This window comes from Sphingobium boeckii, assembly GCF_014199215.1.
Taxonomy (GTDB): domain Bacteria; phylum Pseudomonadota; class Alphaproteobacteria; order Sphingomonadales; family Sphingomonadaceae; genus Sphingobium_A; species Sphingobium_A boeckii.
This window is the reverse complement of record NZ_JACIJC010000001.1, coordinates 809,734-825,646: the sequence shown is the minus strand read 5'-3', so window position 1 is coordinate 825,646 and position 15,913 is coordinate 809,734. Positions and strand designations below refer to the sequence as shown.

General features: G+C 57.2%; 12 protein-coding genes and 1 pseudogene. 7 read left to right on the top strand and 6 right to left on the bottom strand.

Annotated elements, in window-relative coordinates:
* The first annotated feature begins 489 nt into the window (after nt 1-489).
* From FHS49_RS04055 to FHS49_RS04040, 4 genes are all read left to right on the top strand, one after another.
* Nucleotides 490-2,961: a TonB-dependent receptor gene (locus FHS49_RS04055; protein ID WP_184015442.1), complete on the top strand. Its 2,472-nt coding sequence runs from the start codon at nt 490-492 to the stop codon at nt 2,959-2,961.
* A gap of 78 nt (nt 2,962-3,039) precedes the next feature.
* Nucleotides 3,040-4,161: an amidohydrolase family protein gene (locus FHS49_RS04050; RefSeq protein ID WP_184015440.1), complete on the top strand. Its 1,122-nt coding sequence runs from the start codon at nt 3,040-3,042 to the stop codon at nt 4,159-4,161.
* Nucleotides 4,161-4,997, top strand: coding sequence for a fumarylacetoacetate hydrolase family protein (locus tag FHS49_RS04045; RefSeq protein ID WP_184015438.1), 837 nt, complete (start codon nt 4,161-4,163; stop codon nt 4,995-4,997). Before FHS49_RS04050 ends, FHS49_RS04045 begins: the two co-directional genes overlap by 1 nt.
* Before the next feature lie 137 nt (nt 4,998-5,134).
* Nucleotides 5,135-5,965: an SDR family NAD(P)-dependent oxidoreductase gene (locus FHS49_RS04040; protein WP_184015436.1), complete on the top strand. Its 831-nt coding sequence runs from the start codon at nt 5,135-5,137 to the stop codon at nt 5,963-5,965.
* Between the two features lie 227 nt (nt 5,966-6,192).
* On the opposite strand, the gene FHS49_RS04035 is transcribed toward FHS49_RS04040, so the two are convergent.
* Entirely contained in the window at nt 6,193-7,134 is a 942-nt protein-coding gene (locus FHS49_RS04035; RefSeq protein ID WP_184016006.1) for an IS110 family RNA-guided transposase, read from the bottom strand.
* A gap of 410 nt (nt 7,135-7,544) precedes the next feature.
* On the opposite strand from FHS49_RS04035, the gene FHS49_RS19980 reads away from it, so the two are divergent.
* Nucleotides 7,545-7,871 (top strand): transposase, encoded by a 327-nt coding sequence (locus FHS49_RS19980; RefSeq protein WP_425502669.1) that lies wholly within the window; start codon nt 7,545-7,547, stop codon nt 7,869-7,871.
* Nucleotides 7,817-8,218, top strand: a pseudogene (locus tag FHS49_RS19975) (IS5 family transposase); the annotation flags it as partial. The gene FHS49_RS19980 and the pseudogene FHS49_RS19975, both read left to right, overlap by 55 nt.
* Nucleotides 8,219-8,286: 68 nt before the next feature.
* Here FHS49_RS19975 and FHS49_RS04025 read toward each other — a convergent pair.
* A complete protein-coding gene (locus FHS49_RS04025; RefSeq protein WP_184015434.1) occupies nt 8,287-9,600 on the bottom strand; it encodes an MFS transporter in 1,314 nt (437 codons plus the stop codon).
* A 504-nt stretch (nt 9,601-10,104) separates the two neighbouring features.
* Here FHS49_RS04025 and FHS49_RS04020 point away from each other — a divergent pair.
* Complete coding sequence (locus FHS49_RS04020) at nt 10,105-11,190, top strand: aromatic ring-hydroxylating oxygenase subunit alpha (protein WP_184015432.1); 1,086 nt, start codon at nt 10,105-10,107, stop codon at nt 11,188-11,190.
* 142 nt (nt 11,191-11,332) lie between these two features.
* Here FHS49_RS04020 and FHS49_RS04015 read toward each other — a convergent pair whose 3' ends face one another.
* From FHS49_RS04015 to FHS49_RS04000, 4 genes are all read right to left on the bottom strand, one after another.
* Nucleotides 11,333-12,697, bottom strand: coding sequence for an MFS transporter (locus tag FHS49_RS04015; RefSeq protein WP_184015430.1), 1,365 nt, complete (start codon nt 12,695-12,697; stop codon nt 11,333-11,335).
* A 139-nt stretch (nt 12,698-12,836) separates the two neighbouring features.
* Entirely contained in the window at nt 12,837-13,286 is a 450-nt protein-coding gene (locus FHS49_RS04010; protein ID WP_343052889.1) for a gamma carbonic anhydrase family protein, read from the bottom strand.
* A gap of 90 nt (nt 13,287-13,376) precedes the next feature.
* Nucleotides 13,377-14,144 (bottom strand): SDR family NAD(P)-dependent oxidoreductase, encoded by a 768-nt coding sequence (locus tag FHS49_RS04005; RefSeq protein WP_184015426.1) that lies wholly within the window; start codon nt 14,142-14,144, stop codon nt 13,377-13,379.
* Nucleotides 14,144-15,910: a hydantoinase B/oxoprolinase family protein gene (locus tag FHS49_RS04000; protein ID WP_184015424.1), complete on the bottom strand. Its 1,767-nt coding sequence runs from the start codon at nt 15,908-15,910 to the stop codon at nt 14,144-14,146. The genes FHS49_RS04005 and FHS49_RS04000 overlap by 1 nt, the downstream gene beginning before the upstream one ends.
* Between the last annotated feature and the right edge of the window lie 3 nt (nt 15,911-15,913).

Genomic DNA, 15,913 nt, shown 5'->3' with positions numbered 1-15,913 from the left:
GACGACGCAGTTCATAGCCGTACGACCCTTCCTGGTCGGACGAGCGCACCGTTATCACACGGTCGCAAGCCGATCACCAAGAGTATTCGCTGCCTCATCGCGCCACGGAAGCCGCCTCCGGTGGCGCATAAGAGACGGGTCGGATGGTCCGCCACGCAGATATAACGTCCGATCGGTCACTACATTACCCATGGGGCGTTTTTTGTTGACAGGCCCTTATTCGGATAGCATTGTCAGTAACAGGCAATTCCTCCATCCGGCGCGTTAAAGCTCCATGGGAGAGTGTCCGATGGGCGTGCCGCCTACGAAATTTGAGAAGTCAATTGATCATGAGTGTCTCTAATTAGGTCGAATACTTGGAGGCCTGGCTCTAAATCGGCATAAGATCGAAGCATTCTGAAGATTTATTAGCTTATCGGACTAGTACAAACGATCGATACTAAAGTGTAATCGGTATATAAATGCCGCGCTTTGTTAGGGGAGAGGATTATGGATTACTTTCGGAACGGCTTAGGTCGTCGAGCGATCTGGGCGACAACAATGCTGTCTTCGATGTTCACGGCCAGCTTGAGTTACGCGCAAAGCGCGGCATCACCCACGACGCCCAATACCGTTGATCCTGCTGTGGTGGACATCATCGTGACGGCACAGAGGCGCGACGAAAGTCTTTCAAAGACGCCAGTTGCCGTCTCTGTATTCAATTCAGAAACCCTGGCGAAGAATCAGATCGTTTCGGAGCAGGATTTGCACATTGCCACGCCTGGCCTAAGCGTCCGTAGTGGGCTCTCGTCGAATAACCTAAACTATGCAATCCGCGGACAATCCCGTGATGTTTACAGCGGCACGCGACCCGGCGTGCTGCCCTATTTCAACGATGTTCAGATTGGTGGAGCCGGCGGCGCTTCGCTTTTCTACGACCTGTCTTCGGTTCAGGTTCTCAAAGGGCCACAGGGCACTCTGTTCGGTCGCAGCGCAACCGGCGGAGCGGTGCTCTTCTCCACCGCCAAGCCGACGGACGAATTGAACGGTTACGCAAGCGGATTGCTAGGTAATTATGGCGCTCGTAAGATCGAGGGCGCCATCAACCTGCCCCTGGCTCAGAATGCTAATGGCTCGGCGTTGCTAGCCCGGGTCGCGGGCTTCTATGACACACGCAACGGCTTTCAGACGAATGTCTTCGACCCTGGTAGTCCACGCCGCGAAGGCGATCATAATCGGTGGGGCATTCGTGGCAGTTTGACCGCACAACTGGGCGATCGCTTCCGCAATGAGCTTGTCGTCGATTATTATAAGTATGATGGGTCCAACACCATCCCCTCGATCTCAGGATTGATGCCATTTACCGGCGTCGGCGCGCCATTCATACCGGCCGAACTCCTCTATGCCGGAAACGCGACGCCGCAAGCGCGCGCGACGGGCATCGCAACCGCGCAGGGCTTGATGGCAGCTTTCGGTTTCCCGGCAGCCGCGATCGCTGCGCAGCCGGCCTTTTACGACGCCTATTTTGCGAATCCCCAGCATCCAGCGGGGGGATTGAGGTCATTCCTGGCAGAGCAGCTCGCGCGTGGGCCATTCGTTGTCGCGGTCAGGGGCCAAAATATATACAATGCCAAAAACACGATCATCTCAAACTCCAGCATCTTCGACCTGAGCGACGAGGTTCAGATCAAGAATATTTTTGGTTACACGAAGTTGCTCTCGGAAAGCGCGTTTGATGCCGGTGGCAACCCGTTTGGAGTCATCTTTACGGCGGCACCGGGATCCGACACGCGTTTTATTGACAATACCAAACAGATATCTGACGAATTTCAGCTTTTAGGCAGCGCATTCTCCGATAGGTTATCCTATGTTACGGGGCTGTATTACTCCCATGAGAAGCGCGACACGCTTAACAATGCAACGTTGTTTGACATACTCGCCGGGGGGATTCCCATAAGCGCTGCGTATAGCACCATCAATAAAACCTATGCAGCCTATGGTCAGGCGACTTTAAAGCTTAATGATGATGGATTGGCGCTAACGTTAGGCGCTCGATATACCAATGAAAAGGTAAAGGCGGACTTTTTCAATCCAGACGGGAGTGCCATAGCCGCTCCAGCGCCGGCGGGACTCAATTACTCCCCATCCACCAAATACAACAAGCTGAGCTGGCAGATCGGCGTTCAGGATCAAGTGAGCTCCAACCTACTTCTCTACATTGTGTCGCGGAGAGCCTATAAGAGCGGGGGCTATAATGGCCAGGTGGGCGCGCAAACCGGGACTGCGGTTGTCGGAGGCAATGAGTTTGGCGCGGAACAGCTGACTGATGTTGAAGTCGGCGCGAAGTTCAGTGGTCGGGTGGGTGACATGCCAGCGCGTTTGAACGTCGCGCTGTTCAACATTTGGGACAAGGACAGTCAGCGCACTGCCTACGCGTTCATTCCGCCGCCAGGCGTTGGACCAACTGCAGTGACAGTCAACGTGCCCTCCGCAAAGACTTACGGTTTCGAGGTCGATGGGCAGATCAAGCTCTTGCGGTGGCTGACTATTGGCGGATCATTCAGCTACCTGCACCCGCGTTTTACAAACGGCGGCGTGGTGGTGTTCGGAAACCCTGATGTTTTTAATCAGGTTCCAGATACCCCGCGGAAATCCGGTGTATTCTATGCGGATGTCGAAATTCCGGTCAAGGCTGACCTGTCGATCCTGTTGCATGGAGATGTGTATGCGCAGGATAATACCTTCACCAGTCCGACGTCGGCCAATAACTTTGGAACTGATATCCCGGGCTATGCTTTGGCCAATTTTCATGTTGGACTAGAGGATAGCAAGACTGGCTGGTCTCTAACCGCAAACCTGAAGAATGCATTCAACCGCTTATATTATACGGGCGGAGTCAACGCGGGGCAAATTTTCCAGGCAAACATCCGTAATCCCGGAGACCCACGGACATTCACTGTCGAAGCACGCATAAAATTTTGATCGCTTCGTCGATCGCAGAAGACGTCCCTTTCACTCGTGAAGTTCAGTTTTGCACGTCAAGAATACTTGGAGTTTAGAATGAACCATATAGCCAATCTTGATCTCTCCCCACCGTTGCGGCAGACTTCCCCGTTGATCGACCTGCATGCGCATGTCATTTTGCCCGGTTTCTATGACCAAGACCCATTTTGGGGTCCACGCTGGGAGCAGGGCGATGATGGCGAACTGCGCCTGCGCATCGGGCATTGGCTTCTGACGCTCGGCATCCCCGAACAGAAGGCTGCCCTCTCCCGCGGCGAAAAGTTTGGGATTGAAGGGATCATGAACGCCTGGGGTAACCCGGCTGGGCGCCTGAAGGCAATGGACGCCTTAAATCAAAGTGCGCAGGCCGTCTCAATCCCGTCTCACGCCTACATGTATTGGGCGGATCGCGATTTTTCAATTCGATTTGCGCAAACCTGCAATGACACGCTGGCGGAATATTGCAGCCGCGGCAATGATAGACTCTACTTCTGGGCTCACGCCCCTCTGAATGCTCCCGAGGAAGCTGCCAAGGAAATCCGTCGGGCCGTGAAACTGGGGGCCGTCGGCCTGAGCGCGGGCGGGTCCAACTTCGGCGGACTCGACTTCGATTCTCCCGAGCTCGATCCCGTCTGGCAGGCTATGTGTGACGTGGATCTCCCCATTTTCGTTCATGGTTATAACCAATCGGTTACATGGGGGGAGCGCGCCAACGAAGATCGCTACGAAACGACCTCGATCGTAGGCATGAACTACGATGAAACCAAATGTTTCTGGTATCTCACGGTCGGCGGTGTGCTGGATCGCTTTCCTGATCTCAAGGTTTACATCACCCATGCTGGGGGCTTCGTCCCCTACCAGATCGGCCGTTTTGAGGAGACGGTGAAAAACCTCGACGTGTCGAGGAATCAGAAACCTTTGCGTCACTATCTCAAGCGCAATTTCTGGTTTGATCCTGAACTGCATGAGCTTCCGATGCGGCAGGCGCTTGTCGAGGTAATCGGCGCCGATAATCTGCTGTACGGAACAAATTTTGGCGGCAGCGACGCTATTCGAACCGATCTGACAGAGGGACTGCGCATTTCAGATTCGGACCGTCGCAAAATTCGTTATGAAAATGCGGTCGATCTTTGTCGCTTCGATCTTCCCAAGATCATGGCAAAGCAGGCGACTGTTTGATGCGGATCGCACGATGCGCTGACGAGGATAGCAAAATATTCTGGGCCGCGGTTGATCCCGAAGGTCAATCCGTTCGATTGCTGAGTGGTGCGCTGAACGATTGGGCTCCGCAATTTACCGAGACGCGCGACGACAGCACGCTCCCCTTCAATGGGATAACACGGCCTCTCGCAGGGTTGCGTTTGCTTCCGCCGGTCGAGAAGTCCAACAAAATCGTGGTCTGTGGTGCCAATTATGCGAAGCATCTGATGGAATTTGGGGTAAAGCCCACATCGCAGCCAGTGGCATTCCTGAAATCATATGGCGCACTCATTGGCGCGAATGATGCCATCCGTTACCCACCCACCACAAAACAGCTCGATCACGAGGTCGAACTCGTCGCCGTTATGGGCACCTTCTCACTCGATCGCGCGAACCCCCTTGCAAGTCTGCTCGGTTACACTGTCGGCAATGACGTGAGCGCACGCGATATACAGCGCCTTGGCCCTGCAGGGATCGGCCTCGATCTTTTCGGAGCGAAGAGCCAGGATCGCACATGTGGCGTGGGGCCGTGGATCGTTACCCTTGATGAGTTCACCGAGCAGCAGCCCCGACTCGGCCTTCGCCTCCGGGTCAACGGGGATTTGCGTCAGGACGGGAATAGCGGCGACATGACCTGGAGCATCGCGGAATTACTCAACTTTGTTGATGAACGCTCCAGCCTGGAAGCGGGCGATATCCTATTCACTGGCACACCGCACGGCGTGTCCGATGCAACGGGCAACTTTCTCAAGCGCGGTGACCTTGTCGAAGCTGAAGTCGAGAAGATCGGCGTACTTCGTAACCGTGTCGAATAGCCGGTATAACTCGGCCATGTCACGGGTGCGGTTTGGCGCTCCTTGGCGAGCGAATAAGCGTGACGCTAAGCCTGATGGGAGCGATCAGCCGTTCGGCATGGCGGATTGGCATTTGTGAATTGCGATGGAGTGCAACAATGACCAAACAGCTGGCTGACCTTGAGGGAAAGGTGGCTATCGTGACGGGGGCCGGCGGTGCCGGAGGCATCGGCGCGGTAACGGCGCACGTCCTCGCAAACGCCGGAGCAAAGGTAGTGATCGCCGATCTGCCGGGAAGCAACCTTCTCGAGACGGCGCTCGCCTTGAGCGATCAGGGTCTCGCGATCAAGGCGTGTTTCGCCGACATTTCAAGCGAAGAACAAGTGAAGGCACTGATTGCATTCACTAAGGACACGTTCGGGCGTATCGATATCCTCGACAACAATGCCGCAGTCCAGAATCATCAGGAAGATGTTCTGGTCGGCGACATGAATGCTGCCTTTTGGGATCGTGTTTTTGGCATCAATGCGCGCGGTACGATGCTGATGTGTAAGCACACATTACCTGTCATGATCGAGGGCGGCGGTGGCTCGATCGTCAATATCAGCTCGGGTACTGCGCAGGGCGGAGATTTCTTCGCCACAGCGTATGCGTGCACCAAGGGCGCAATCAATACGTTGACGCGCTATGTCGCCGTCCAATACGGATCCCGCGGTATCCGTTGCAATGCGATCGCGCCTGGCCTGATCGCGACGCCTTTGGTGAATGCGTTGCTACCGGACCCGGTAAGAGCAATCTTTCAGGCCCACAGTCTTACCGGGAAGCTTGGTCGTCCCGAGGATATCGCGGAGATGGTCGCGTTCCTGGGATCGTCGAGGTCCCAGTTCATCACCGGGCAGGTGTTGCCCGTGGATGGCGGAATCTTCGCTCATGTTCCGACGATCGTCGAGGTCGCTGCGCTAACAGGAGGAGCGGCAGCAGCGGGATAAATGCCGTCGAGAGCGTAGGAAGTCTAGCCTGCAGGCTCACGTGCATTGCGCGCAATTGGCCTAGCGAAAGTTTCGTGAACTCCACGCTGCAACCTCGAGCTAGGCGGCGTGGACAAATTGGTTGACGTTGCGATGGCCGGTTGATTCAAGGCTGCCTTTTGGAGGCAGGTTTGAGCCGGGGTGATCTTTCAGAAGCAGAATGGCGGATATTAGAGTATCCGTGATGGTCAAGCGGGAGATTTGATCCAGAGGCGGTTTTGCTTGAGCAGAGCATTTGCGGTGACGATGAGCTTTCGCATGATGGCTGTTATGGCGATTTTGGCGGGCTTTCCGGCAGCGATGAGTTGCTGGTATTTGGCCTTGAGGTCTGGATTGAAGCGCGCGGCGACCAAGGCAGGCATATAGAGGGCTTGGCGGACATTGGCCCTGCCGCCGCGGATGAAGCTCTTGCCTTTCCACTGGCCGGACTGTCGCGCGACGGGAGCAAGGCCGGCGAGCGAGGCGGCCTGCTTGTTATCGAGCGATCCGAGTTCGGGCATGATGGCGATGATCTGGTTGGCGGTGAGTGTACCCAGACCGGCGATGCTGGTGAGGATGTCGTGGCGCCGTGCGAGATGTTCATCGGCGGCGATGACGGTGGCGATTTCGGCATCGAGCGCTTCGATGTGGCGGGCGATCTGTTCGAGCCGTTGGCTGCACTGGCGCTTGAGGAGCGTGACGGTGAGGTTCTTTTCGCGATTCTTGAGCGCGGTGCGATCACGCACCAGGCCGTCGCGCGCGTTGACGAGTTCGGCCAGCTGGTTCTGCTGCGGGTTGCGGGCGGGCCTGACCGGCGGTTGCAGCGTGGCCGCCATCCGGGCGAGCAGCCTGGCGTCGATGCGATCGGTCTTGGCGAGCGTGCCCGTCGCCTGGGCGAAGCGCCTTGCCCGTTCCGGGTTGAGCTTGACGCAGGGCAGATGGCCGAGCGCGACCTCCAGCGCGCGGTGGTAGGTGCCGGTAGCCTCATAGGCGATCCGCTCGACCTCCCATTGTCCGGCCCATGCGATCAGCGCCTTGTGGCCCTTGGTGGTGTTGGGGAACTGGCGCTCGATCCCGGCGGGATGGACATGGCAGTCCAACGTCGCTTTGGAGATGTCGATGCCGATGGTTTGTGGTAGAGAGTCGCTCATCTTTTTCGCTGTCCCATGCTTGTCATCCGGGCCTTGAAAGCCCCGGTATCCGTTCGGGCCTGATGAAAAAGAAAGGGGCGATCCTACTCTAACCCGGTCCCTTGCCGACCAGCGGTTTTGCGATCCGTCCCCTTCCGTCCGGTCCGGGGTGGCCACCCCGGACCGGACATCGCATCCTGACCCGAACGGACCGTAAAGTCATAAGACAAGCGTGATGACATTAGATGGCTCCGTCATTGCGAGGAGCGCAGCGACGCGGCAATCCAAGGTGGCATACACCGCTCTGGATTGCTTCGCTACGCTCGCAATGACGGGTCTGGATCGACCTAAAGTCATCGCGCTCTAAAGGGGCTGCTGCCGATTGATGCGCAAACCGAGGGCGCGGGCGCCTCCCTGAAGAGAACCGGGCGATCATCAACGGCATACTCTGGCGACTTCGCTGCGCAACGCCGTGGCGCGACGTTCCACCCAAATATGGCAATTGGAACACGATCTACCGGCGCTTCAGACGATGGAGCGATGCCGGGGTCTGGGAGGCCGTGTCGGTCACATTGGCCGAGGTCATGGCAGATAGCGGCCACTACAGCATCGACAGCACCACGGTTCGCGCCCATGTTTCGGCAGCGGGCGGAAAAGGGGGGCTCATCGACGCGCTCTTGGCCGCTCGCGGGGCGGGTTCACCAGTAAGCTTCACTGTCTGGCTGATGGACAAGGACGACCGCTCGCCTTCCACCTGACGGTTGGCGAAGCCGCCGATTGCAAGGCTTATGACGCCCTGATCGCTCTACCCGAGCAGCCGCCCAAGGCACTTCTGGCCGACAAGGGATACGATGCCGACGCCATCCGGGTCGATCTTGCGAGCCGGAATATACAGCCCGTCATTCCCGGGCGTTCCAACCGGCGCGTTAAAATCAGCCACGACCGCGAACTCTACAAGCAGCGCAACCAGATCGAGCGGTTCTTTGGGCGTCTGAAAATCAACCGCGCCATTGCCACACGCTATGACCAACTCGCCGAAAGCTTCCTATCCATGGTCCACATCGCCGCAGCCAGATACTGGCTCAAATTTGTCCACGCCGCCTAGATGATGCGCACTTCGTGCTTATGCTTGGCGGCTCCAACGCGCGAGATCTTCGCTATCGCATCGAGGCTTCAACATCGCCTGCTTCGCCCCTCGCCACGTCCCGATACGATCATAATCAAGCAACCGATCATATACACCGTTGCCAACATAAAGATGGCTGACGTGAAGCTGCCCGTCGCCTGGCGCATAACGCCGATCAGATTTGCCCCAACGAGGCCCGAGAGTCCGCCTGCGAGCGTGATGCAAGCAAATGCGAAACCAGCGCTAGGGCGTCCCCGCAACTTGTCAGCTGGAATGCTAAAAAACAGGGTTTGCGACCCGCCGATCCCCAGGCCGCAGATAACCAGACCCGCAAAGGCGACTATTGGATTTGGAGCCACACCGGCGATCAGGAGGCCGGCGGCGGCAATGAAGGTAGCGCCGCCGACATGAAGCGACCGGTGTATCGTGCGATCGAGCAGTTTGCCATTTGCTAACATGCCTATCGTCGCGGCGCACCATGGCACGGCCGACAGACCCATGAGTTGGAGCGAGCTACTATCCGGAGCGAGCATTTGGATGACCTGCGGCAGCCAGTACATGAATCCGTAGAAACCCATACAAAGACAAAAGAATATCGCGCTCCAACTGAGGAGCATAAGGCCCGGCTTCAAATTCCCGAGATACGGGCTCTTCGCACCATGACTTGGCGGCGCATCGGCTCCTCGCGCCAGCGCTTGGACGAGCCAAGCACCGTCTTCGGCATTCAGCCATTTCGCGTCTTCTATCCGCTCGGGAAGCAGCCGGAAAGCGAGGATGCCGACCAAGATAGTTGCTAAGCCTTCGATGATGAACATCCACCTCCAACCTGCAAGGCCACCTAGATCGCCGAACTGTGTGATGAGCCACCCTGAAATCGGCCCGCCGAGAATGAAGGATGCTGGCAAGGCAAGCGAAGAACGGCTCTGGAACCGGCCGAATACACTCGTGGGCACCCACCGCGATATATACAAAACTAGCACGGGCGCGATGCTGCCTTCCATCATGCCCAGCAGCAGGCGGAAGATATAGAATGAGTTCTTATTCCACATGAAGCCCGTTGCGACCGTTACAATGCCCCACATGACCGTCATCATAGCGAGCGTCCAGGCGGGACCTTTCCGCTTTGCCAAGATTACACCCGGCATCTGAAACAGCATATAAGTTATGAAAAAGAGGCCAACCCCGAACCCATAGATCTCGGGATTGAACCCCATCTCGACATTCATGGTTTTCGCCGCAAAACTAACGCTGACTCGATCGAGTGTACTCAAGAAGAGAATAATCCCAAGAAAATAGGCAATTTTCTGGATGATCAGCCGAGATACCTTTTCCTCTCTTTCTTGAACATCCACGATCGTCACTATAATCTCCTATTAGGCAGCCATGGAATTTCCGAAATAAACGAGGCGGAGCGCCTGTTACGACGCTCATCTCTTTAGCCAAGTCCGCGCGATAATCGAGACCGGCGGAACAGAATTCTAAGAGAGCAGTGAAGATCCTCATATGCGCAAGCACTTACGTTAAAACCAGAATATCATTTATAGAAAAGCAAACAATCGCAATTTGACACTATATTAGGCGCTGTATTGGGATAGTTTTGGGTACGAGCGCAATAACCGGCTTTCAATCGCACGAGGTTGTGATTTTTCGTGTCCGTGAGGAAGCGTTTGGATTTCTGATCCTTTGGTTTTCCGGTGCGCAGTGCGAGTGGGTCGTGCCGCTTTTTCCGGTCGATACGCCGGTTCATAAAACGGGCAATGCCCAAAGAAGGCATTATTTGAGCAGCAAAACGGGGCTGTCGAGAACGGACTTGCGTCATAAAAGCGTTATTGATAATTATATCAGTATAAGATTGACGCCGATTCATGGAGAGTATTGCGATGAACACTCAGACCCCGATTATCGCACGACCGCTTCACGTCGTTCCAAACGCCGCAAATCAGGAATATCCTCGCAACTGCTGGTATATCGTTGCCGGTCGCGACGAAGTTGGCGAAAAACTACTCGGTCGCCAGGTTTGCGGAGATCGTCTCGTCATGTACCGCAAGTCGACCGGCGAGCCGGTCGTGTTGTCTGATTGGTGTCCCCACCGCGGATTCAAGCTCTCGGAAAGCCGGCTGGTAAACGATAACGTTGTTTGCGGCTATCACGGCATGACATTCAACAGCGACGGCAAGTGCGTCCACATTCCGTCTCAATCGACAATTCCGAATGTCATGAAGGTCCGCAGCTATCCGGTCGCAGAGAAATCCTTTTGGGTATGGGCCTGGATGGGCGATCCGGAAAAGGCGGATCTCGACCTTCTGCCCGAATCGGAGTTCTTCCATCGGCCAAATTACGAGGACCGCTATCTCGCAATCCTACCCATGAACGGCAATTTCCAGTTGCTCCACGATAATTTGCTGGATGCCACGCATGTCAGCTATTTGCATGAAGGTCTGGTCGATAATGAGGGCGAGGATGATATAGCCACGGTCAAAATGAAGGTCGATTATGGCAAGAATTTTATCCGCACGCAGCGCGATCTACACAATTACCGTCCCAAAGGCGATGTGGCTCAGATGTTTCAAGTCGAGGAAGGGCGGCCTGTCCTGAGGCGGTTGATTACCGAGCATCATTTTCCGTGTACCTGTGTCATTATCAATCAGCTGATTGATCCCGAGACTGACGAACTTCTCTCCGAACAGATTGCGACGTTGCCCGTTGTCCCAGCGAGTCCAGACGCATGCTATCACTTCGCGGCGCTCAGCACGTCTTATCCGGCGCCACAGCTTGAAGCCGAAATAGCCTTCTATTCATCGATCCTGAGCCAAGACACCTGTGCCATCGAATATTCTCAGCAATGGGCCGATGAAACCGGCGGTCCGGAGATCAGTATCCGACAGGACGAGGTTGCCATCCGTTCCCGCAGGATGATTGCGGAGATGGTACGAGCCGAACAGCCAGACTGAAGAGAGAGTATCCGCTCCGGAACATTCTCATGGCCTGAAAATGCGCGCATCTGACCGAGAGAGCCCCAGTTCATCTGCGGCTTGAGGATAGTTAGGCAGCCATCAAAAACGCTTAGCCATCGAAGAAGCTCCATCACCGACATCAGCCGCGCGTTTCGTCAGCCTTTCTCACCGCGCGCATGAGCGCCGGAATGACAAGTGCCAATACAACCATCGGCACACAAAGGGTTGCCAAGGCTGTCACAATGCTGGCCTTAGTGGCCAGAATGACGCCGGCAAGCAGGGGGGCCGTCATGCTGGCCAATCGTCCCGACCCAGCCTTCCAGCCCAGGGCTGCCGCGCGCATTGTTGACGGATAAAGCGTCGGAACGACTATGCTGAGGGATTGCAGCGAAGCATTGATGAAAAAGCCGCAGAGGAGAAACACAGCGGTGAACTTCCAGTCGCCAAATTTGGTGTAGGCGAGACATATCAGCGCAATGGGGGCGGCGCTCGCATAAAACCAGATGACGCGGAAGCGTCCGATCTTGTCCATGATGACGCCATACAGAAAAGACAGCGGAAGTGCGATCACTTGGAAAATGGCAAGAGGAGCCACGACCTGGGCAAGTGGGATGCCTTCGATTTCGTGATAGAATGTCGGTACCATCGAAAACAGGGTTGCCGCCGTCAGCGTGCACATTGCAGCCATCGTAAGAAGCACGGTCACCACCGCGTATTTTCCACGAAAGATCTCGATCAGAGAGATCGCCTTGTCCTTGGACGCTCCGGACACTGTCGCGAAATGGGCACCGGGCAGCGTTGGGATGCCGATCCGCTTCAGGTCTTTGACGATGCGCAGGTCGCCGCCATTTTTGCGCGCGCGGTGCCTCAATGACTCTATGCCGAAAAGGGCAAAGAGGACCGCGATGATCACGGGCAGGAAGCTTCCGATGTAGAACAGGCGATGCCACCCTTGGGAGTCCAGCAGGAGGCTCACCGCGACTACCGCGAGCATGCCGCCAATACCAATGCCCGCATAGGTGATACCGATAAAGTTCGAGCGCCATTTGGTGGGCGCGATGTCTGCGGCAAGGCTCACGGTGATCGGCATGATGGCGCCGCCAAAGGCACCGGCGATAAACCGGGTGATGGTAAACTGCTCGGCCGTGACAGAAAACGATCCCGCGAAGGTGGCGATCCCCAAAAGGATCATGCAGATGATCAGCAGCGGTTTTCGACCGAAACGATCGGCGATTGGGCTGATGCCGAGCGCGCCCACGGCCTGCCCCAGCGTCTGGGTCGCATAAGCCGTCGTCAGGACGGCAGTGGAGACCGCAAAGCTTTTGGCGATCGTCGGCAGCAGTTGCACCATGACGTACAGATCGTAGCCGTCCGCCATCATGATGAGGAAGAACATGGAAGCTGCAATCCAGTGTCCGAAGCTCATACGGCTGCGATCGAGCAGCTCGTCCAGATCCTGGCTGACGGAGGCTGGCGGGGGAATAGTGCTGCTCGCGGACATCATGGAGCTCTCCAAAATACGGATCGATCACCCTCTCCACGACAGATGCGACCGATTGTGTGGCGGGGCATCCGGAGGCTTCAAGGCAGGAAATGCGGGGTGGCAGCCGTAGCGCGACCACGACCCCGATCGTGAATTTTCGCTAACAGGGGGCGAGATTGGCCTTATACCGCCGCCATTTCAGCTTATAGCTCAGTGCGGATTGCGCGATGGAAGCCATCTCGTCGGCCGAGGTCTGCCGAACGATTTTGCCGGGATTGCCCAGAACGAGGCTGCCATCGGGAATGACCTTGTTTCCGGTAATCAGCGCCCCGGCACCGATTAGGCAATCGCGCCCGATGCTGGCACCGTTTAAGATGATCGCGCCCATACCGATCAGGCTATTCGTGCCGATGACACAACCATGCAGGATCACATTGTGACCAACGGTCACCTGATCGCAGATTGTCAGCGGAACTCCCGGATCACTGTGTAGGATGCAGCCATCCTGGATATTGCTGTCTTCTCCCACGATGATCGGCTCATTGTCGCCTCGCAAAACCGACCCGAACCATATGCTCGCACCGGGAGACAAGCGGACGTCGCCGATCACATCTGCAGTCGGCGCGATCCAATATGTGCCAATGGCCGGGAGCGTCGGAGCTATTCTGCCAAGCTGATAATTAGGCATGACCATTACCCCTTAGACGCAGCTCGACAAGCCTTCGTCGAGCAGCATGGTTGCACCGTACATCGCGTTCATCTCGCCACTGACGAGGAAATAGATCGCCGCCGCCATTTCTTCCGGCGGCGAATAGACGCGCTTGCTCGGCGTTGCCGCTGCTTTGGATTTCATCAGCTCTGCATTTGCCGGGTCTTGCCGTTCCGAAAGGTTGAGCGCGGTTGCGGTATTGCCCGGCGCTATGGCGTTGATGTGCACGCCATGTGGTGCCAAATCGGCCGCAAGCGCCTTCGTCAGCATGATGATCGATGCTTTGGTGGCGGAATAAAGCGGAAATCTGGGAGACCCCCTGACACCGGCCACAGACGCGACATTCACGATCCGTCCGCGACCGCGTGCCTTCATTCCCGGTGCGATTGCATTGATGGTGAAGAAGGTGCCCTTCAGGTTGACGTCAACCATCCGATCAAAATCTGCTTCTTCGGTTTCGCCGATCAACGTGGGAAAATAGACACCTGCCGAGTTGATCAGGATGTCGATGGGGCCGAGGTCTTGCTCGACCTGCGCGACGAGCGCTTGGATCTGGTCGGGCTGACGCACATCTGCGGCATAGGGCCGCGCCTTTCCGCTTAGTGCCACGATCGCGTCACTCACGAGCTTTGCCTTGGCGAGCGCGCCGCTGGCGACCACCGCCACGGATGCGCCTTCTGCAGCAAGACGATGGGCGGTCGCCTGGCCGATGCCCGAACTGCCGCCAAAGACGATCGCGACCTGATTGATCAATGTCATTATCTGGGACCCTTTGCTCTGAATTGCGCCGTGCGAGCGGCATCGATCTGCAGAAAATCGTCGAGCGCGACGCCGTAAACCACGGCCGCCCGTTCTGTTGAGATCCGGCGGTCGCGAACATCGCGCGCCACGAGCCGCGGATCGCGCTGATGTGGATCGCCAAATCCGCCGCCGCCGGCACCGGTCGACACCACGGCTTCACCCGGATGGAGCAAAAGACGGCCGATGGGCGGCAGTGCCGTGATCTGACCGCTTGCCTCCCGCTTTGCCTGATCGGCGCGACCGCCGGGTCCGCCATGCTGGGTGCCCTGCGCCGGATTGATCACGCCATCGCTGATATAGGCGATCTCGACGTCCCCGCCCTTTGGTCCGAGTTCGACCTCGAGACTGGGCGCGCCGCAAAATCGCCCCGCTCCTTCCGTGTCAATCAGCAACTGCCGGGACAGAACACGGATCGGATGATGAAGTTCGGCCATTTCGATGCTGTCGACGAAACACAGTCCGCCATTGCCCGCGTGGGAATAGGTCAGCCACGCATCGCCATGCGCCGAGCCCGGCCCGCCCGTGCTTCCCAGGAAAAGCTGGTTGATGAACGGATGGCCCGTGATCGGGTCGTTCCCTGAAATGACGCCCTTATGCGGCGGGTTAACGGAACCAACCTCGGCGATCCCCGCGCTAGGGCAAAGAACCCCCATGGCGATCTGCACGGCGGCAACGATCCGGTCGGCAATATTGGTCGTCGCGACCGAGAAACTCACCGGATGCTGCCCGCCTCCGGCCACGCTGTTTTCACGGATCAAAACCTCCACGCGACTGAGACTCCCGGCGTTCTTCGGGATATCGGCACCAAGACTGTTGAACACGCCGATTAGCGCCGCGGTGCGGGCGCACGCTTCGCTCACGTTCAGTCCACATGGCAGGACGTCGATATTGTCGCGCAGGTCGACAAGGATGCGGCGGGCTTCGGGATCGATCTTCACCGATGCCTTGATCGTGACCCCTTCGGCCGGCGTCCCCGGCATCGGGTCATGCGTACTCTGTCCGCTGGCCTCGCCTGCCGGCAACGCCGCGATTGCCGTCTCGACCCGTCTTTGCCCATAGTCGAGCCACTGCCGGGAAAACGCCTCCAGGACGTCCCAGCCCAGTTCGCGTCCGAGGCTGAGCAATTCCTTTTCACCGGTACGCGCCGCGCCGACCATTGCCAGAAAGTCACCATGCCATTGGTCAGGCACGCGAATGCGCGCGCGGCACATGCGCACGATATCCTCGTTGGTGACATAGTCTTCCTGAATCTTGACGGCAGGAAAGATCAGCGCGCCTTCTTCATAGACATCCCGCGCACCGGCAAAATAGGTGGTCGGCGCGCTATCGCCGATGTCGGCCTGATGCGCCTTGACCATGACCGTGAAGCGATGAACGCCCGTTTCGTCGATCACCGGCACCAGGATGGTGTGATCGGCCGCATGGCTGCAGCCATGATAGGGCGAATTATGGAGAAAGGCATCGCCTGCCCTCAGCACCGGGTGGAAATCATGCATCACACGGGCCATCAAATCCGGACCGCTCAGGACATGGATCGGCAGACTGTCGGCGGCAGACAACAGGTCGCAGCCTGGCGTCACGATGGCGCAGGAGAGATCCTTGGCGCGATTGAGCACGCCCGAGCGCCCCGCCCGCAGCACGGCGTTCGACATCTTTCTTGCGATGCCGTCGATCCTGCTGCGCAGGACCGCCAATCGGGCACCACTGAGCTGTTGCTCCGTCATGGG